Source organism: Virgibacillus ainsalahensis (assembly GCF_055380755.1).
Genome location: NZ_AP043943.1, coordinates 371,972 through 392,209 on the forward strand (window position 1 = coordinate 371,972; position 20,238 = coordinate 392,209).

16 protein-coding genes are annotated in these 20,238 nt (G+C 36.7%); 13 read left to right on the forward strand and 3 right to left on the reverse strand.

Annotated elements, in window-relative coordinates:
• Positions 1-166: 166 nt before the first annotated feature.
• The gene (locus ACZ427_RS01690; RefSeq protein WP_461176456.1) at positions 167-292 is read left to right on the forward strand and encodes a hypothetical protein; all 126 of its coding nucleotides are present in this window, start codon (positions 167-169) and stop codon (positions 290-292) included.
• A gap of 14 nt (positions 293-306) precedes the next feature.
• Entirely contained in the window at positions 307-852 is a 546-nt protein-coding gene (locus ACZ427_RS01695; RefSeq protein WP_461176457.1) for an HIRAN domain-containing protein, read from the forward strand.
• An 806-nt stretch (positions 853-1,658) separates the two neighbouring features.
• Here ACZ427_RS01695 and ACZ427_RS01700 read toward each other — a convergent pair.
• The 3 genes from ACZ427_RS01700 to istA form a co-directional block, all read right to left on the reverse strand.
• Positions 1,659-1,898, reverse strand: a complete 240-nt coding sequence (locus ACZ427_RS01700) for a DUF1883 domain-containing protein (RefSeq protein WP_461176458.1) — start codon at positions 1,896-1,898, stop codon at positions 1,659-1,661.
• Positions 1,899-2,092: 194 nt separating this feature from the next.
• Positions 2,093-2,857: an IS21-like element helper ATPase IstB gene (gene istB / locus ACZ427_RS01705; RefSeq protein WP_464883432.1), complete on the reverse strand. Its 765-nt coding sequence runs from the start codon at positions 2,855-2,857 to the stop codon at positions 2,093-2,095.
• Positions 2,854-4,422, reverse strand: coding sequence for an IS21 family transposase (gene istA / locus ACZ427_RS01710; protein ID WP_461180033.1), 1,569 nt, complete (start codon positions 4,420-4,422; stop codon positions 2,854-2,856). The genes istB and istA overlap by 4 nt, the downstream gene beginning before the upstream one ends.
• Positions 4,423-4,798: 376 nt before the next feature.
• On the opposite strand from istA, the gene ACZ427_RS01715 reads away from it, so the two are divergent.
• From ACZ427_RS01715 to ACZ427_RS01765, 11 genes are all read left to right on the forward strand, one after another.
• Positions 4,799-5,962: an ROK family protein gene (locus ACZ427_RS01715; protein ID WP_461179227.1), complete on the forward strand. Its 1,164-nt coding sequence runs from the start codon at positions 4,799-4,801 to the stop codon at positions 5,960-5,962.
• 210 nt (positions 5,963-6,172) lie between these two features.
• Complete coding sequence (locus ACZ427_RS01720; RefSeq protein WP_461179226.1) at positions 6,173-6,904, forward strand: glucosamine-6-phosphate deaminase; 732 nt, start codon at positions 6,173-6,175, stop codon at positions 6,902-6,904.
• A gap of 100 nt (positions 6,905-7,004) precedes the next feature.
• Complete coding sequence (locus ACZ427_RS01725) at positions 7,005-7,973, forward strand: ROK family glucokinase (RefSeq protein ID WP_461179225.1); 969 nt, start codon at positions 7,005-7,007, stop codon at positions 7,971-7,973.
• Positions 7,974-8,024: 51 nt separating this feature from the next.
• Positions 8,025-9,422: a glycoside-pentoside-hexuronide (GPH):cation symporter gene (locus tag ACZ427_RS01730; RefSeq protein ID WP_461179235.1), complete on the forward strand. Its 1,398-nt coding sequence runs from the start codon at positions 8,025-8,027 to the stop codon at positions 9,420-9,422.
• A 20-nt stretch (positions 9,423-9,442) separates the two neighbouring features.
• Positions 9,443-10,873, forward strand: coding sequence for a M81 family metallopeptidase (locus tag ACZ427_RS01735; protein ID WP_461179224.1), 1,431 nt, complete (start codon positions 9,443-9,445; stop codon positions 10,871-10,873).
• A 903-nt stretch (positions 10,874-11,776) separates the two neighbouring features.
• Positions 11,777-12,580 carry an isochorismatase family protein gene (locus ACZ427_RS01740; protein WP_464883506.1) on the forward strand — a complete coding sequence of 268 codons (804 nt, stop codon included), beginning with the start codon at positions 11,777-11,779 and terminating at the stop codon, positions 12,578-12,580.
• A 1,734-nt stretch (positions 12,581-14,314) separates the two neighbouring features.
• On the forward strand, positions 14,315-15,370 hold the full coding sequence (locus ACZ427_RS01745; protein ID WP_461179222.1) for a TRAP transporter substrate-binding protein: 1,056 nt from the start codon (positions 14,315-14,317) through the stop codon (positions 15,368-15,370).
• Between the two features lie 39 nt (positions 15,371-15,409).
• Positions 15,410-15,913: a TRAP transporter small permease gene (locus ACZ427_RS01750; protein WP_461179221.1), complete on the forward strand. Its 504-nt coding sequence runs from the start codon at positions 15,410-15,412 to the stop codon at positions 15,911-15,913.
• Entirely contained in the window at positions 15,903-17,207 is a 1,305-nt protein-coding gene (locus tag ACZ427_RS01755) for a TRAP transporter large permease (RefSeq protein ID WP_461179220.1), read from the forward strand. The genes ACZ427_RS01750 and ACZ427_RS01755 overlap by 11 nt, the downstream gene beginning before the upstream one ends.
• Before the next feature lie 462 nt (positions 17,208-17,669).
• Entirely contained in the window at positions 17,670-18,899 is a 1,230-nt protein-coding gene (locus tag ACZ427_RS01760; protein ID WP_461179219.1) for an FAD-dependent monooxygenase, read from the forward strand.
• A gap of 169 nt (positions 18,900-19,068) precedes the next feature.
• On the forward strand, positions 19,069-20,097 hold the full coding sequence (locus ACZ427_RS01765) for a 2,5-dihydroxypyridine 5,6-dioxygenase NicX family protein (protein ID WP_461179218.1): 1,029 nt from the start codon (positions 19,069-19,071) through the stop codon (positions 20,095-20,097).
• The last annotated feature ends 141 nt before the right edge of the window (positions 20,098-20,238 follow it).

Genomic DNA, 20,238 nt, shown 5'->3' on the forward strand with positions numbered 1-20,238 from the left:
TATAAATTTAAGATAATGGTTCTTCCCTTGGTTTTAACGAGATTGAACATAAAAAGCAAAAGATGTTGTCTGATAACCGTATGTTGGAAGGCTTTTGTAACGGAGGAAAGCCAATGATTGGTTTTCCTGAATGGTTTATAAATTGGTATGAAGGGGGCGTGAAAGCATGAGGAAAAGACCATTTGAACTATGGCTAATTTGGCAAAATGTTGAGACTCGTCAACGATACCACGAAGGAAAGTTACTTTATCAAGATGGAATTTACACATTTTCCTATGAAACGAGCGGCTGAAGTTAGCGGAAGTAATGGACAATGGCTATCGACCTCATTTAGCATTCCCTGATACGAATAAAGTGTATACTTCAGATAAACTTTTTGGACCGTTTGCGCGCCGATTACCTGACCCAAGAAGACCGGACTATCAAACCTTTCTTCAAAACTTAGGGCTTCCACTGGATTGTACTGAAATGGACGTACAACTATATGTATCTGGGGGGATTTTAGCAACAGATTCCTACGAATTTGTTTCGCCTATCTACTTGGAAAATAATTACTTTGATTTAAACTTCTTTGTGGCAGGGTGGCGTTATTATGAGGGTGAGCGCGTAATTGACCATCTACGAAAAGGCAATGTTGTGGACTTTTCTTTGGATTCCGAGAATACCGAGGATGACAAAGCTGTTTTGGTTATGACGGTAAATGGGGAGAAGTTAGGCTACATCCCTGCATTTTATAGTGGGTGGATGTATGAAATCATCCAAAAAAATGCAACTACCAAGCAAAAATTGAAAATATTCATTCCCAAGCGCTGCCACATCGTAAAGTCAACATTTCAATTGTTGGCGAGTTGAACCAAGCCGTTGATATTGCTGACGTCTTAAACGATAAAGAACAATTGAGATTGGTGATGAGTTAATATAAATTGAACGGATACCCGCGGCACTCTGTTCGTTGTATGTAGGGACGCGGGGACAGGTAGAGACCAATCAAAAAGTAACTTATTTTGAAAGAATAAAAGGTTTTTATCCATATACAGACAAACAAAAAAGCCAACAGCCTATGTGTAGCAGGTCGTTGGCTTATTTTTTATTAAATGGATTTTTTCAGTCACCTCGGGCAGGTACCGCGTCCCAGAGGGGTGAATGTAAGATTTTACTCAATCTGGATGGGGATTCAAGATCTGCCAGAATCATCTCTTGATAGATTTGCCAATCTTTGTTTCAGCCATCACTCGTGGGTTTGAATCAAAGAGAAAAATGGAACGCGGCTGATGTGCTCCCCCAAGGAGAGAAACAGATCCCTCGTCTATCACTCTCTTTGGCTGGCTATCAATTCGAAGGTTTTCATTAGGTATATCATTTCTTTCGTTATCTTCGAACGGACATCCTTTCTCAGAAAGAGCGACACATCTATTCCGTGGCTGTTAAAAATGTCTATCCAGTCATGGATCGCTTGCTTCAATTCCTGCTCCTCTTTACTTTCTTGAAATTCCTTACCGTAAAAGAAGATAATCCACCGAAACCTGATGAAATTCTGCCAATTTCATGAGTATATCACTTTCTGAAAGGGGATCAAAGCAGCGCTCACAAGGTTGTACCTGCCCCTATATCTCTACGGTATCTCCCAAATTTCTCGAAACTCCGCACAAAATTTGAGATTAATAAAAACTATATTGGTATTGTCCACCACCACGGACAATAAGGTACCATCTACCAGCTCCTTCAACAGAAATAGTCACTGGTGTTTGTGTGTAATGCCCACCAAAATACTTGAATTGTTGACCAGATGTATATTTTCTATAATTGATACTATCAACCAAGAAAACATCTGCAGCATGATGTAAATGAACTTTCACAGTTAAATTACCATTTGAATCAGCGTATGGTATTCTACTCAAGCAATCACCCTCTTTTTACTAATACATTCGACATAGTAATTGCAAAACCCTTCTGAAAAGGAGTAAAAAAGTCCTATTTGTCGAATTTATTCAAAAGAAAGAGGATATTGGTCTTTTTAAATCACAGACTACACTCTTTCAACTTTATTGAAGCCCAATGTGACCGTCAAGTAAAAAGACACAATTTATGCTCATTAATTTGAAACACTTTCTTGCCCAAATATGGTCGACCTATGTTTCATTCGGTAACTATCTTCATTTAAATGAATAATCTCAACCCGATGTAAAATTCTATCTAATATTGCTGTTGTAATTGCTTGGTCTCCTAATAATTCACCCCATTCTTTTGGTCCTTTATTTGATGTTAAAATAATGGATGACTGATTATATAAATCATTGATCAAATGAAAAAACATATTTGCTTCCTGTTGATCCATTGCCATAAACATCAAATCATCGATAATGACTAAATCTGCATCTCTTATTCTTTTCATTCTCGTCTGTGATTTACGAGTAATTTCCTCCGTTTTCAGTACGTGGACAAGGTCTCCCATCGTAGTAAAGATAACCTTGTAACCTTGGTTTAACGCTTCAATACCCAACCCGATTGAAATGTGAGTTTTCCCACTACCTGGTGGTCCTAATAGAATGATATTGTGTAACTGTTCTATCCACGTTAAATCCTTCAATCTATTCAAATGTTTGTTGCTCAATGATTTCTGTTCTTTTAAATTGAATTCTTCTAATGTCTTTTGGAAAGGAAATGTAGCCCATTTAAATCGTTTTTCTAATTGCTTTTCTTCTCTCCTAGTTTGTTCATATTTTGCTACATCTAAGAGGAACTGAGTAAAGGATGAATCCTTTTGCTCAGCTTCTCTAATTAATGTAGGAAGGTGATTCGCTGTTTCTGCTAAACGTAGAGTCTTCATCAACTCTTTCAATTGGTTCAACTGGCTCATATTGACTCACCTTCCAATATGGCAGTATAAGTATCCACTTCTCTTTTTTGAGTCTCCGTCTCCATAACCAAACCAGAAACCCCTTTTAAGTGTGTTACATTCTCAGCGGTGTCAGTCACTGTGTCTTCAACTTGTCGGTGTTGTTTTACATAGGCGACGACATCGCTAAAATCTGTTGCACCATAAAGGTTCTTTTTTATACACTCATTCAATGCTGCCGATAGAATTTCCCTGTTATTTACTTTTGTCTCTTTTAATATCATTTGAAGCTGATCCCTAATATATCGAGGGTACTTTTCTTTTACTTTTTGTAGATAACCATAAGCTATCTCATTGTCATTAAATTGCTGGGAAACGGTATTCATAAATGCATCAATACCTTTTGTTCTATCTCGGCTATGCTTCCTATCTTTAATCAATAACCCCTTCCCGTCAGGGATATTATGCTTTGCGATGATTTCACCTGTTTTAGGGCTATAAATGATTAATTCCTTTTCTTCGGTTTCCTTAATGCAGACAGTTTCATACTTGCCAAACGTCGCCAATGGAAGGGAATAACGATTAGATAAATAACGAATAGTATTGTCCTTATGGACACATCTTGATATACTATTTTCATAGCTATATTTTATATCTAGATTTTTGGTGACTGGTCTTAAGTGTTGTCTTTCCAGGGAAAACACTTCGACCGGTCTCTTTTTTGTTGTATGATGAATTTTATAGTTTCCAGTTCTATTGAGCCATTCCCAACCCTGTTCATTCCAAGAATCAATGTTATGAAATACTCGATGTTTAGCGAAGTTATGTTTAATAAAACCAACTACATTTTCGATTTTTCCTTTACTCTCTGGATCCGCCTTGCGGCAAACACGAAGGGTTAGATTCCTAGATTCTTTATATTGTTGGAACTCTTGCGTTAAAATTAAATCCCCGCCATTCTCACTGACGACTATTAAACTATCTTGGTCGTATACTAATTCACTTGGAATTCCCCCAAACCACCTAAATGCATTTTCATGTGCTTTGATGACATCTTGAGTAGTGAAAGGCCTATCTAACCATTCTTTATATTTATATCTAGAATTAGATAATACAAAAGCTATAAAGTTTAGTTTTACTTCCTTATTATCGACTGCTTTCTGTTTAGTATGACCAAAATCAACTTGTATTTGTTCACCCATAGGTGAATCGGGTATAGCCTCATATATTCGTGGTGAAGTTTCCTTCTTTATTTTATATTCCTCTCGAAGCTCTCTAACATATGATCGAACCGTACTTTCACCTATTTTTAAATCTTCGTACTTCTCTTTTAGCCAATCTTCTACTTGTGCGGCGGACATATCTGGATGTTCCCTCAACCAAGATAATATCAGCTCTTTATAAGTATCTAATTTCTTACTCCTCGTTTGAAGTGAATCTACCCACTCAGTCATATCCGAAGGAGACTTTTTTAGATAACGATATACTGTTGATCTTGATATTCCTAGCTTGTCTGCCACCTTCGTCTTACTGAATCCCTTTTTGATTAACTGACTTATTTCCATATACATTTCCCACTTATCCACCTTCTGCTACCTCCACTGTTGTATGTTATAGGATATAAACATTTTACAATGGAAAGTATCTATATTTTATTGGTATATTTGGGTAAATAAGTGTTTCTTTTTATCTAGCAAAAACTGTCTACTCTAGTTTAGCAGTCACAGGATGTTGTATTTATTGCGACAATTGGTTGAATAGGTATAAAAACCAAATCCATCCAATAGATATCCGAAGAGGAACTAATGGCAAAGTAAAACATGCTGCTAAACATGGATGGGAATCAAATGGGCTAGTTCGTTCGATGGAGGCTGCTGGTTTCTTCGTGCAACCCCTTTATGCTCAAAAATATGTTAAACTAAGTTTATTAATTAATGATGACATTAATAAGGGGGATTCTCAGTGCCACTGAATTTAAAATATGATCAGGGTCGTGTACGAAAGTATCATTATTTTATGTTGCTAAGCCTTATTCAAAAGCATAAAAAAGTCTCAAGGTCTCAGCTTGCTCATTTAACTAAAATGAGTAATACAAGTGTGGGAAAAATAATTAAGCAACTTATTAACGATGAACTAGTTATTGAAGTCGGACAGACTGAAGGGGAGGTGGGAAGGCGGGCCACACTATTAGAAATAAATCCAATCGGGTCGTTTATCGTTGGTGTAGAACTTGATAGGAGCGGTATCCAAATCGCAGTTGTCACTTTAACCGGTAAAGTTATAAGAAAGAGGCACCTAAAGTTTGGCACAGATAAAACTCCCCACGATATACTAGATGAGGTGGCTGAAGAAATCTTAGCACTAACGGATCAAGTAGGGAACGATATCAATGAAAAACTCATTGCTATTGGTGTAAGTATCCCTGGTCTTATAACCTGGCCAGAGGGAAGAGTGTTGATGGTCCCTCAATTTCATTGGGAAAATATAGATGTTAAGGCTTGTTTGGAAAAGAAACTAGATTATGTTGTGTATGTAGATAATCATGTAAGAACTGTTCTTTTAGCAGAAAATTTATATGGCAGCATGAAGGATTTCAATGATTCTGTTTGCATTTATGTCGGTAGTGGGATTGGCGGCGCAGCCATGTTGAATGGTGAAATTTTACGTGGCCATCGTAATATGCTAGGAGAAATCGGCCATATGACATTAGATCCCCATGGGGCGATGTGTGATTGTGGAAGACTTGGGTGTTTGCAGACGTTTGTATGTTCTTCGGAAATAGAAAAACAGGTACAACAACCGATACAAGAGGTATTTGCAGCATTTGATAGGAAAGAGGGATGGGCGGAGAGAATTATCAATCGGGCTCGCACTTATCTTGGTCTGGCTATTTCAAATGTTATTTGTATCTATAATCCCGAGGCAGTGTTGCTTGCAGGACCCATGATTCAAGAATTCCCTTCTCTGGTTCAAGATGTGGCCATGGAATCGGATAAGTACGTTTGGAATCCTTTGAAAAATTCATTTCATTTAATTTATCCTGAGATTGGCAGGGACAGCGGAGTGATTGGTGCCAGTGCGCTTGTGCTAAATGAATTTTTAAGGTATTCCAATGATGAAATTTAATACTTGATTATAGAAACAAGTTTAGAAGTATTGCGTCTCCATTAATTAGATGCTATACTTTAATCAATTATTAAACTGAGTTTAATAATATAGCGATTAAATATGATGATTAAGTAATTATTTCTCTTTTAATCAATATTTTTTCGGTAATAATTAAACTCAGTTTAATTATAGTTAGTCAAATATAATACATTAAAAGGTGGGGTACCGATGGAAATTATTCAAACAAAAGATTACCAGGAATTGTCGCAAAAAGCTTTTGATATTCTAGTAGACACTATTAAACAAAATGAAAACGCTGTAATCAATACGACTACAGGAGCTAGTTATGATGGTCTCTTTGAGTTACTTGTTCAGGCAATTAATGATGATGAATTATCAATTGAAAACACTGTCATGATGAATCTGGACGAATATATAGCGGAAAGAGATAAAAAGTTTACTGTGTATACTTATATGCATGAAAAGTTATATGATTTAATTAAAGAGCAACCAAAAATTATTGAGTTGCTGAATGGTAGTCTTACAGATTTAAATTCTGAAATAGAACGTTATAATAAGGTTCTTCAAGAATATCCGCGTGATTTACAGATTCTGGGACTGGGAGTGAATGGCCATTTAGGTGCAAATGAGCCGGGAACTCCTTTTGATTCACGATTATTTCTTGCGGATAGCGATGAATCCACCATTAAAAGTACAATGGGGTATCAAAATTTAACACGTGACGAAGTGCCGACGCAAATGTTGACACTTGGTTTAGCGGATATGATGGAAGCCGAAAAAGTTCTACTTGTAGCCTCAGGGACAAGAAAGGCTGAAGCAGTTAAAGCGACAATTGAAGGACCAATCAACGAGGACTGCCCAGCTTCCATCCTAAGAACCCATCCGAACGCAATCCTTATCATTGATGATGCAGCAGCATCTCTTCTCGATAAAAAATAATCGATAAGGTTGCATATAATTGATAACAGGACTGACCCAAAAAAGCATACAGATTATTTACCTTTTTTGGGTTTTTCTGACAAAGGAAGGGGAACTTTTTGTGGAAGATTTGATTATCGGGTTGGATATTGGTGGCACAACCACAAAAGCCGGGTTGTTAAATAAAAGTGGTGAAGTGATTCATAAGTGGGAAATTCCAACAGATAAAAAGAATCACGGTAGTTATATCGTTGATGATATATGGAGGTCTATCACGAAAACATTAAAAGAGTTACAAATAGAGAATAGAATATTAGGTATTGGAGCCGGTGCACCAGGTTTTGTTGATAAAGAAACAGGTATGGTCTATGAAGCAGTTAATATTGGATGGAAGAATTTCGACTTGGGTAATAAATTAAAGCATGTGTCTAATTTACCGGTTTTTGTTGAAAACGATGCCAATCTGGCTGCATTGGGTGAAAACAAAAAAGGGAGTGGTGACAACGTGAAAGATCTCATAGCAATCACACTTGGTACCGGGGTAGGCAGTGGGATCATTGCAAACGGGGAAATATTGAATGGAATGAACGGTACAGCTGCCGAAATCGGGCATATCATTGTAGAACCTAATGGTTATCCGTGTAATTGTGGACGGATAGGCTGTTTGGATACAATTGCTTCAGCAACAGGAGTTGTCCACCAAGCAATGGATTATGTTATAGAAAATTCAAATAGTTCATTGGCTGAACACTATAGAAAGAATGGATCATTGGATGCCAAGGATGTGTTTGCTTTAGCGTCGGACGGTGATACAGCAAGTGAGAAAATCATTGATCATACAACAGATGTTTTAGGCTTTATGATTGCAGGTGCAGCAACTATCATCAATCCCTCCACTATTATCATAGCCGGCGGACTATCAAGGGCCGGGGAGTCATTTCTTCAGAAAGTAACTGACTATTTTAAAAAATATGCGCTGCCAAGAATCAGTGAAAATTGTGAAATAAGGCTTGCTCAATTGGGAAAGGATGCAGGGATGATTGGCGCAGCCTTTCAGGTTAAAAGAGAATTGCAATATGCTTTGAGCTGATATTAGGCTATTCGCTCGCAGGATGAAAGCGATTTAAAGATTAATTTGAGTGTGCGAAAAATTCGAATCGAAAATAAAGGAGTGAAAGAATTGGGTCAAGCTTTAAGGAAAGAAAATGTAGAATCGCCGAAGTTAAGTCTAAAGGAAAAGATAAGCTATGGTTACGGTGACGCCGCCTCCAACTTTGTTTGGGGAATGGTGAACAGCTATTTACTATTTTTTTACACGGATGTCTTCGGAATAACAGCCGCGGCTGCCGGGACGCTGTTTTTGATCACGCGTATATTTGATGCGGTGAATGACCCGCTGATGGGAATCATTGTTGACAGAACAAAAAGCAAACATGGAAAAACAAGACCATATTTATTATATCTTGCGGTTCCATTTGGCATACTGAGTGTCATCACTTTTATTACTCCCGACCTGTCTGTTACCGGAAAAGTGATTTATGCTTATGTAACCTATGGACTTCTTGGTATTATTTATACGATGATTAATATCCCTTATGGTGCTCTTATGCCACTGATGTCCAGGAATTCTAAAGAAAAAGGTGAATTAAACAGTTACCGGGCTATTGGACGATCCGTAGGTGCGATTATTGTGGCTTCACTTACTTTGCCGCTTGTGAATTATTTAGGCGGAGGTAACCAACAGCTTGGATTTCCTATTGTAATGGGAATTTATTCTGTAATAGGCATCATCTTCTTTTGGTTGACGTTTAGAAACTGCCATGAAAGAGTGCAGACTACGAAAGCAGAGCAGAAGAATCCTGAAATCAAAAAGTCGCTTGCTCAAATGTTTAAAAATAAGTACTGGCTTCTTATATCTGCAAACTCATTTCTTTGGTTTGTAAGAATGGGAGTCATGAATGGTGTGCTTATTTACTACGTTAACTATGTACTGGGGCAACCGAGTATGGCACCATTTTATTTAACATTGTTAAATATAGCGAATTTAGTAGGTGGATTTTTTGCATTATCGATCTTGCGAAAATATAGCAGTCGAAATTCAAGTATGCTTATGTTTGCAATAGCTACTGTTTTGCTCGCTTCTTTATTCCTTGTAGAAGGACAATCGATGATTTGGTTTTCCATAATTTTCTTTGTAGCAAATGTATTGATTGGATACGGTGACCCAGCTACCTTGACTATGTTGGGGGATACAATCGACTATCAGGAATGGAAGTTTGGTACTCGTCCGGAAGGTTTGCTCGTGTCAAGTTATAGTTTTTCAACAAAGTTCGGGGTTGCAATTGGCTCCAGTTTAATTGGCTTTGCTCTTAGTTGGGCTGGATATGATCCGTCTGCTGTTACAGAAAGTGCCAAAACGATGATCCGCACCTTAATGCTTAGCTTGCCAATAGTGTTTACCGTTTTACAAGTGATCGTCTTATATTTTTACAAATTGGATAAATATCACGAAGATATTGTCAAAGATTTAAATCAATAATTCAAGTGGGGGAATTTACAATGAAAATTATTACTGGTTGCTTATATCATGAAACAAATACGTTCAATACATTTTCTACTTCTGTAGATGACTTTGTCCTGGTTGAGGGAAAAGAAGTTGAAAACCGACTTGCAAGTACACAAGTACTTAAGGATAATGGGGCGGAAATCATACCAAGCATTTACGCGACCGCATTGTCATCAGGTACAGTGAGAAAGGAAGCATACAGATATTTTGCTGACAAGTTCTTATCTGTTATTAAAGAAAACAGGGATATCGATGGAATTTGGTTACATTTGCATGGTTCAATGGTTGTTGAAGAGATTGGTTCAGGGGAACTAGCATTATTGAAAGAAATAAGAGAACACATTGGACATGACATTCCAATTTCGTTAACACTAGACATCCATGGCAACCTTGCTGATGATTTCCATAAATATGTCAACATTGTATATTCCTATCGTACGGTACCGCATGTTGATCAGCCTGAAGTGGAACGGAAATCAGCACAGCTATTGGTGGATGCAATTAAAAACAACGCAAAAATTAAACCTTCTTTTAAAGCGCTACCAATGATTATTCCTGGGGAGAAGGCTGTTGCAGCAAGTGAACCATTGCGGTCCATACTTGAGAAGATTAAAGAACTTGAACACATGAAAGGGATTATCAGTGCTAATTTCTTCATTTGCCATGCTTGGAATGACACAGAAAACACGAGATCATCCATTTTTGTAGTCCCTGAATCCGAAGAATATAAAGCCCTTGCCGAAAAAGTGACGGAAGAACTGGCGAATTATGTATATGATAGACGTTATGAGTTCGAATTCAATGCAATGGTCCTTGAACCGCAAGAAGCTATCGATCGAGCACTTAACGAACAATCCAAACCTGTCTTTATTTCGGACTCAGGTGATAACTCAACTGCCGGTGCACCAGGGATGAGTACTTTACTATTACGTTGGTTTAAAGAAAGGGATTTGCAGGATAAGAAAGTATTGATTTCTGCTGTTTATGATGCTGAAGCTTTCCATCAGTTGAGTTCGCATGAAGTCGGTGACCAAGTAACTGTTAAAGTCGGGACGAATATTGACAAAGATAGTGCACCTGTTGAACTAGAGGGAACAATCAAAGCGAAAGGCGACTTGCTTGGATATTTGAATGCTACGAATGATAAAGTAGGGGAAACATGCATACTTTCTATTGGAAACTTGGATGTTATAATTTCAAACAGTGGTGAATCATTTATTACGATTAATCACTTTACCTGTGCAGGTGTAGACGTGAATGACTATGATGTGATTGTTGTAAAACAAGGCTATCTTTTCGATGAATTAAGTGCCATTTCCAAATTGGATATTCTGGCAATGACACCTGGTGCCACTTACCAATGGATTGAGAATATTGATTATCAAAACATTCCCAGACCGATATTTCCGATGGAATTAGAGTGAATGTAACCAACATCAATTAAAAATAGTCATAAAATGGAGAGATAATGCTGTCCCGAAAAGGATGCCTGTTCCCACAGGGGAGGCATCCTTATTTCATACACTATCAAGAGTTCGTGGTGCCTCTCAGTTCCCGAATTTTGGCGAAGGTCGATAGAGTAAAAGCATAGTAGAATATACTAAAATAAGATAGCGACTGAATAATGCGAGGGTGGTTGGTTGCCGTTCTTCATTCCTTTTTGGAAGGGAGATGATAATCATGGAAGCATTTCTTACTGCATTGAGGTCAGTCCCTACTACATTAGAGTGCGAGAGCACAAAATACTTCCTCCAACACTGAAATGAAGCATTGTTGATATTGAGATATCTTGTTCTCTTATTGCTTTCAAGACTCCTTCAGTCATTGTGTTGTTGCACGAATAAATCGCGTGGTGGTTCTGGAGAAAGTAATTCCATAGTTGTACGACAAGCTATACCTGCATCAATTAGTTTCCACTGCTTACTATCTTCAAATGCTATATAGACATTAGTGGTGCCTCAAGATGGGATGCCTAATTATAAAAAAGTTAGGGTATCATTAGCTACTCCACCTAACTTTTAGTTAAACTAGTTTCAAATCTATCCCGTATCATTGCAACGTTGGTACGGGATTTTTTCATGAATGAATTTCATAATCTCTCACCTTGTCATACAAGGTGTTTAAAACACAAAAAAGGTCCTGTTGTTGAGTTGGGATTTTGATCTGGGGTTTATATTTACGATAATAGCCACAATTGTTATGACAGATTAAATCTGATTGAATGTTAAGTATAAATCACAGCGAACTGATTATATCCTTCATTGTATATGAGTATTATGATATAATGACCTTAATTTATTTCACTAATAAAAATTCCATTCGTAAAAATGAATAAAGTGGGTGATCTGTTGTTTTTTGATAAACTCCTAACTGTTTCAGAAGCTGCAAAAATGCTTGGGATTTCAACTAGTACATTAAGGCGACTAGAAAAAGAGAATGGAATAGTTGAAGGATATGGATTAGAAGTAATTTATACACCTGGAGGTCAGAGAAGATATATATTCGATGAAATTCAGCAATTATATACCAATCAAGGGTTTTCAGGTAAAACCGGTTTTGGAGAAAAGCCTGCTTTGCTAATTAGAGACTTTACTGTTGCATTTTTTGAACCTCACTCTTCATTCTCTATTCAAGTAAAAGACCAAATAGCTATGACAAAAAAATTAATTGAGTCGGCTAAAGAGAGTGAAATTCCAGTTATTTTTAGTAAAACAATCTATAATCCAGAAGTTAAATCATCTAGACTATGGTGTGAGAAATTCCCTTCTTTAGAGATATTAACAGAAGACAGTCACTGGGTCAGCACCATTCCTGAAATAAAGGAATATGAATTCGATGTAGTCAGTTCAACGCCCTATATTACGGCATTGTACAAATCGAATGTAACAAATTTTCTAGAAGAAAATCAAATTGATACAATAATTTTAGCTGGGGTGACCACAAGTGGTAGTATCCGAGCAACGGCTGTGGAAGGGCTGCAGCAAGGATATAAGATAATTGTAGCTGAAGAAGCTGTTGGGGATAGGAATAAATTATTGCAGAGATCAACATTAATTGATTTAAATGCTAGATATGCTGATGTGCTAAGTGTAGAAGACATTCTCAATTATTATAATTCTATTAAGAATTAAATCGAAGAGAAAGGGCTAACTTTGGTAATCATGTTACTGATTCCTAAGATTAGTTCTTTGCTTTTTAATTAGTTCGATAAAAATAGCACGTATTTTCTTTTGAAATGATTAATGTTCATCACCCATAAATAACCTCAATTGCTTATATGGCCGACATATTTCTCCTGAATGGTAAGTTGTAAAATGAAAATGTCGTAAGGGTAAATAAAAGAATTCATGCTAAATCCGCGTCTAATGTTTATTATGCGCGTCCATATAGTTCATGGGAACCGGGATAAAAGAAAGTTCCAATAAATTAATTAGGTGATTCATACCAAAAGTTGCCGATTATAATAACAAATAATTCACTATACGGAATTACCATAAATTAAGGCGGCGCTTAAACTCGCACTTTATCTTAATTGTAATATTAAATACAACACTCTTTATGAAATCGCTATATAAGGCTTTCCTGTAATGTGTAGAACGCTGCACCTCGGTATTTGATAGTTAAACAATTTTCCGGAGGAGTGAATTCATCCAGTTTGCAGCAACCTCAATACATTTATCCAGTATATGTATGGATTAGCTGCCTTTTTTGATGAATTTTTGAATTAACCCATTGTGACGCTTATTTGATCTGCGTTCCCATGAAGCATACGAATGGGCGAAACAGGCGTCAATTTCAACCCTTTTGCTTGTTCTGATAGCCCGATAAATTCTGAGCCGTTGTCTGCTGTAATGCTTTTAAACACATTTTGTACCTCTGGATATACTTCAAAAACATCTTGTTAGGGCATCTGTAACAGCCAGGAAAGTTTTACTTTGAATGCGTCTGATAATCTTATGCTCTTCTTTTTTCCACTAACGTTAGTAAAGCATCATCGTTTGATTTGTGACCCAGAACGATATTGAATTGCCAGTGCCAAATGCTCTCTTGTTTCTATGGATTCGGGACGTTCTTTAATGCTCGTTCACAAAACTTTTTATGTTTATGGGATTTTCTCGCCTTTGTTGAACGGCGGAGTTTCATCGCCAAATCCACCGATAATTTGCCTTCATCGAAGGAACATATTCAAATTTTTCCTCCCCCTTGTAACCAACAGCTGCATTAGGTGATCATTATCATTTCTCTTCTTTAATCTTTTCCTCTACGAAACCAGTAAATTCCCATATCGTATTTACAGTAGAATAGAGCTCTACAATTTTATCGTTTTCCTTATAAACAGTACACCAGCATCTGGAAAATATGTGGTATAGGGCTTGTGAAAAGTATAAAATCTGTTGGACAGGCCACGGTCTCTTTCACGCGAAATTGTACTGACGCCCCACTTGCTTTCCTATTTCTCTTAGTGACAGACCTTCATCTATATATGAGTCTATTTTTCCTCCTTCAATTTCTGAGTCATCGTGAACTATCTCGCTATGTTTTGTGTTTTTGTCAACCTTAACTATACGTGGTTTTACGATGACTTTTTATTTATTTAGTTGTTGCATTCCACTTGAAATTAAAGAATTTATAAAAAATTATAAATACTATTGACTTTTGTAATACTTGCAATTATTATATTAAGTAAGATGGAGTTGAGCAAGTTTGATAAGTTTTTTGCGAAAAGATAGCGCTTACAACACGGTAGAATAATTATGAAAGTAGGTGATTGATTTCTATTATCATATTTAGTGGACTTATATTGATTATGAATGAGTCTTTAATTGATTAGATAGTAAAATAAAATTAATTAGGAGTGCTAATTTATGAAAAGAATATCCAATTATTTATTAATGGGTTTAACTATCAGTTTATTGTTGTTTATAGTGGCTTGTAGTGGAAACAATTCAGCTTCAAGTGATACGGGCTCAGAATCTGAAGGTGAAGATGTAAAGATTTCAGCTTCTACGTATTTATCTTCTAGTCATAGTCAAGTTACTGATGTATTGGAACCGTTCTTCGAAGAAGTTGAGGAAAAAACTGATGGTCGTATAACGGTTGATTATTATGCTTCTAATGCTTTGGGTGCTGCAGATGCTCAGTTTGACATGGCACAGACGGGGGTAGCGGACTTTGTACTAAGTAACCATGGCTATTCAGTAGGACAATTTCCATTAACAGGTGTTGCCGATTTACCATTTATGGGAAAATCAGCTGAAGAAGCATCGCGTGTGTTATGGCAATTACAAGAAGAATTTCCTGAAATTGCAGAAGAACATGAGGGTACAAAAATTGCTTGGCTTTTAAAAACAGATACTTACCAAATTTTCACTTCTGAAAAAAAGGTTACCCATCCAGAGGATTTAGAAGGTTTAAGAATTAGAACACCATCTCAGGCAGGTAATAGAATACTAGAATTGGTAGGAGCCACTCCTGTAAACATGGGGATGGGAGAGGTGTATGAGGGTATGCAACGTGGAGTAATTGATGGAGCTCTAGTGCCTGTTTCAGTAGTTAAGAACTTCCAACTGGGAGATGTAACTAAATATATCACTATGGGGGATTTTTGGACTCAAAGTTTGTACGGGGTTTTTAATAATGCAACATGGGATAGTATTTCTCCAGGTGATCAAGAAGTCATTGAAGGTATGATTGGTGAAGAGATGGCTATCAAAGCTGGACAAGTCTACGATGCTGATTCGGAAGCAGGTATGGAAATGGCAATAGAAGAAGGAGTAGAGATTATAGAGTTGAGTGACGATGAAATGGCTGAGTGGGAGACAGCTTTAGAACCAATGGTTCAAGAGTGGATCGATGACATGGAAAGTCAGGGACTCCCAGGTCAAGAAGTATATGACGCTGCATTAAAAGCCCGTGAATAGCAGTGATTTTCATACACATTAAGAAAGGAGTAATTACACTTGAGTAATTTAATAAGCTACTTAGAAAAGATTATTGAACCAATCAATAGATTTGCAAGCTATATAGCATGTTTTTTAGTATTCTGTTTAATGTTATTGACTTTTAGTGATGTAACAGGACGATTTTTAATTCGTCCTGTTACAGGCACATACGAATTGACAGGTATACTTTTGGCTCTTACCGTCTTTTTAGGTCTTGGGTATACACAAATAAAAAAAGGACATATATCTATAGGTATCCTTGTCGAGAAATTTTCTTCAAGAGTTCAAGCAATTATAGAATCAGTTACTTATTTTGTGGTTTTGATTACACTTATATTAATGACGCAACAAACATTTATTTATGCTTCACGAAGCATTAACGATAGAACAGGTGAATTGCAGCTGCCCGAATATGTATTTATTATTATAGCGGGCGTAGGTGTCCTTCTATTTGCTTTAACTATAGTATTAGATTTGTTGAAGGCTTTACAAAAGGTGGTGGACAGTAATCATGAGTCCTGAATTGATTGGTTTACTTGGTATTGGTTTACTTTTTGTACTTCTACTATTAAAAATATCAGTTGGAATGTCTTTGGTAATGGTAGGATTTTTAGGATATATAGCTATTTCTAATTTGGATATTGCAAACGCACAACTAGGAATAAGTGGATTTGGTACCGCTAGTAACCATAGTTTAAGTGTTATGCCAATGTTTATTTTAATGGGGTTATTTTTATCCTTTAGTGGACTAGCTAAAGAACTATTTAAAGCAGTTGATAGTTGGGTTGGTCATTATAGAGGCGGTTTAGGAATGGCGACGATTGGCGCAGCTGCGATTTTTGCATCCATTTCAGGCTCTTCAAGTGCTACGACAGCAACATTAGCAAAGGTTGCTATTCCAGAAATGCACAAGTACAATTATCATCCGCGGGTGTCTTCATCGACTGTTGCAGCAGGAGGAACACTAGGTTTTCTAATTCCACCTAGTGTTATTCTTATCCTGTATGGAGTATTGACGCATGAACCTATTGGTAACTTATTAATTGCAGGTTTGATGCCCGGGATAATAATGGGGCTTATGTTTATGGTGTCGATTTACATTCAAATTCGTCGTGATCCATCCTTAGCACCCGTTAAAGCGAATGCTGTGCCTTTTAAAGAACGGTTGAAATATTTAAGTACGATATGGCCTTTCATGCTAATATTTTTATTAAGTATTGGTGGAATTTATTTTGGGTTTTTCACTCCAACAGAAGCTGGTGGTGTTGGTGCATTTGGAGCTTTAGTGGTTTCTGTACTTACCAAAAAGATGAATTGGAAGAGTTTTGTTGAATCACTGCAGGAATGTGTTCGTTTAACGGCTATGATTTTCCTCATTTTAATAGGAGCGAACTTATTCGCACAGTTTCTTGCTAAGTCAAGAATACCATCAAGCATCACACAAACCATTGCTTCACTGGATGTATCACCATATTTAATTCTTATTGGAATTCTATTTGTATTATTTATCCTAGGATTGTTTATGGAAGGTATCGCTATAATGGTATTAACATTACCAATTCTTCATCCTTTAATCATGCAGCTTGGTTTTGATGGTGTTTGGTTTGGAGTTATTATGGTATTGGTTATAAATATAGGATTAATCACTCCTCCTTTAGGAATAAGTGCTTTCATTATAAATGGGATAAGTGATATATCTCTTTCTACGATTTTCCGTGGTATCATGCCTATGTTATTCACTATGATTGTTTTCGTCCTAATTCTTGTTGTTTTCCCAGACCTAGTCTTAATTTTACCTGATTTAATGAGTAAATAACAAATGGACTGTGACAGATTACAACTACATGAATGAGTAAGTTTTGAATAGCTCATTTCTAACTTATTTTAACATATGTGGGAAAACAAAGTACCAACAAGATATTAGTCTCTTTTAAACACTAAGATATGGCTACATCGTTAGTCTTCTATTTTATGGTTTAGACTTTGCTTTAGCTAGAATCAGCCAGACTGAAGTTACGTTGAATGGGGAGGTGAAGAATGAAACCGTTAACACTAATCTATCTTTACAACACTTCGCTACATGCGTACCTAGAAACGACATGTTAATGAATCAGAAAGGGGTTTTTCTTTTTTTCATTTTTTAAAAATACAGAATTTATCCAAAAATACTTGACAAGGATATTGATCACGTTTACTATGAAAACAAAGAAAGGTTTGAAAGGTTTAGCAAAGTATGAAATGTTTATATTTCAAATAATAATAATGAGGTGATGAAGAGATGAAGAAATCTAAAGTTGTCGGTATTATCGGTGGAGGTATTGGAGGCGCAACCTTGGCACAAACTTTACAACAACGCGGTATATCTTATCATTTATTTGAACAAGCGCCAGCGTTTGGAGAAGTCGGTGCAGGTATACAAATGACTCCTAATGCCGTAAAAGTTTTGAGTGCACTTGGGTTGGAAAAAGAGATTGATGAGGTTGGCTTCTTACCTGAAGCAATGGAAGGACGAGGTTGGAAATCCGGAGAAACACTATTTCGAACGCCTATAAAGGATACTTTCAATAAGTTATATGGTGCGGAGTATTATCACTTGCATCGCGCTGATTTACACTCGATTTTAACAAAAGGTATACCTGACGAAAATATTTCTTTTAATACTAAATGTGTCGGTGTGAAGCAGAAGGATAATAAAGCCGTTGCATATTTTGATAATGGAGAAGAGTTTGAAGCTGATTTAATTGTAGGTGCAGATGGAATACGTTCCGTAGTCAGGGAGGCGTTATGGGGGAAAGATGACCCGGAATTTACAGGAGACATGTGTTGGCGTGCACTTGTTCCAGTTGATGAGTTTCCATTGTCTTTCGTTCAGCCTGCTGCATCTTTTTGGTTTGGTCCTAAGGCACACGTAGTTACTTACTATGTAAAAGGTGGTAAAGCGGTAAATATTGTTGCGGTTAAAGAAACAGATGGATGGGTTAAGGAGTCCTGGACGGAGCCAAGTTCAACCAATGAACTATTGAAAGCGTTTGAAGGATGGAATAGCGACTTGATTAATCTCTTTGAAAGAACAAATGATTTACAGATTTTCAAATGGGGATTGTTTGATCGTGACCCCATAGACAAATGGTCAAAAGGTAATGCAACACTTTTGGGTGACGCAGCGCATCCAATGCTTCCATACTTATCTCAAGGTGCAGCAATGTCAATAGAAGATGCTTATGTACTTGTCGAAGCCCTTGACGAATTTGATGACGACATTAATTCTGCATTAGAAGTATATGAAAAAGAACGTTTACCTCGAACTAGGGATGTACAATTACAATCTCGCGAAAGAGGTCATACGTATCATTTGGAATCAGCTGAAGAACAACGTGAACGAAATAAAGAAATTGAGGAAAGACAGAAAGAAGACCCTAATGCTGTTGGAATTAGCTCTGAATGGGTATACGAGTATGATGCAACAAATTGTAGGGAAAGATTTGATAAATCAAAAACTTCGATTTAAAAATTATAATTCGAATCAAATATCAACACTATAGGGTTTTATAAAGGATGCAATTCGAACTTATGTGAATTTCAGTTTTGTAGGATGCAAAGATTAGTGCGTTTAATAAATCGCATTAATCCTTATTAAAATAGATACAACATATTAGAATTAGGAGAGGTGTTTTATAATGACAGTTGAATTAGAAGAAATGGTAACTTTATTTAAAAAGCATCTAGAATTATGTAAATTAAAGCAGACTGAAACAATGATCGTATTAACATCTGGTGACATTCGAGCTGATTATGCAAAAGCGTATTTGAAAGCAGCCAGTGAAATCGGTGCAGATTCTTTCGAATTAAAGCTACCACCTTTAAAAGCAGGTATCTCAGGTTCTTTTGGGGAAACTCCTTTGACTGATAATCGAGTAGCAGTTGAAGTTCTAAAAAAGGCGGATCTTGTAATTGATTTAGTGCTTCTATTATTTTCTAAGGAACAACTAGAGCTTCAAGAAGCAGGTGTGAGAATGCAAATGGTTGTTGAACCATTTGATGTGATTAAAAGAATGTTTCCAAAAGAGAGCGATAAAGACAGAGTGCTTCACGCGACAGGATTATTAAAAGAAGCAAAGGAATTAAGATTCACTAATAAGGCTGGAACGGATGTTGTATATAAATTGGGACAATATCCAATTTTAACAGAATATGCTTGTGCCGACGAACCAGGTAGATGGGATCATTTGCCAAGTTGCTTTGCAGCAGCAACCTCTAATGATAATGGAGTAGATGGAGTTGTTGTATTAGATGTAGGAGATATTTTCTTTCCATTTAATCGATATTTCCAAGATAAAGTAACCCTTACGATAAAAGATGGACATGTAACAAATATTGAGGGTGGATTCGATGCGATGTTAATGAGAGATTACATGAAAAGTTTTAACGACCCTCGTGCCTATGCAGTTTCTCATATCGGATGGGGACTGAATGAAAGAGCGGAATGGCATAGTCTGGCATTTGATGATACAGTCTTTGGGATGGATGGAAGAGCATTTTATGGGAATGTCTTATTCTCTTTAGGGCCTAATTCTGAATTAGGCGGAGATAATGATACAGCATGTCATCTGGATTTACCAATGAAAGATTGTACTTTATATCTAGATGGAAAGTTAATTGTTAAAGATGGAGATGTTGTAATCGATGAGATGAAACCAATCGATTAAACATAAATCCTCCCTTATTTATTCCCAAATTTAATGGGATAAATTGAAAAGTAAATGCATGAACTGAGTCTGTCGAGAAACTTAATCATTCGGTTTCTCGACAACTTTTAATTTTTCGGAATCAAAATGAAATGATTTATG

Bases quoted from the DNA above. Each gene is read 5' to 3' on its own strand.
- ACZ427_RS01690 (WP_461176456.1), top strand. From the start codon at position 167: ATGAGGAAAAGACCATTTGAACTATGGCTAATTTGGCAAAATGTTGAG.
- ACZ427_RS01695 (WP_461176457.1), top strand. From the start codon at position 307: ATGGACAATGGCTATCGACCTCATTTAGCATTCCCTGATACGAATAAA.
- istB (WP_464883432.1), bottom strand. From the start codon at position 2,857: ATGAGCCAGTTGAACCAATTGAAAGAGTTGATGAAGACTCTACGTTTA.
- ACZ427_RS01720 (WP_461179226.1), top strand. From the start codon at position 6,173: ATGGAAATTATTCAAACAAAAGATTACCAGGAATTGTCGCAAAAAGCT.
- ACZ427_RS01735 (WP_461179224.1), top strand. From the start codon at position 9,443: ATGAAAATTATTACTGGTTGCTTATATCATGAAACAAATACGTTCAAT.
- ACZ427_RS01740 (WP_464883506.1), top strand. From the start codon at position 11,777: ATGAATAAAGTGGGTGATCTGTTGTTTTTTGATAAACTCCTAACTGTT.
- ACZ427_RS01745 (WP_461179222.1), top strand. From the start codon at position 14,315: ATGAAAAGAATATCCAATTATTTATTAATGGGTTTAACTATCAGTTTA.
- ACZ427_RS01755 (WP_461179220.1), top strand. From the start codon at position 15,903: ATGAGTCCTGAATTGATTGGTTTACTTGGTATTGGTTTACTTTTTGTA.
- ACZ427_RS01760 (WP_461179219.1), top strand. From the start codon at position 17,670: ATGAAGAAATCTAAAGTTGTCGGTATTATCGGTGGAGGTATTGGAGGC.
- ACZ427_RS01765 (WP_461179218.1), top strand. From the start codon at position 19,069: ATGACAGTTGAATTAGAAGAAATGGTAACTTTATTTAAAAAGCATCTA.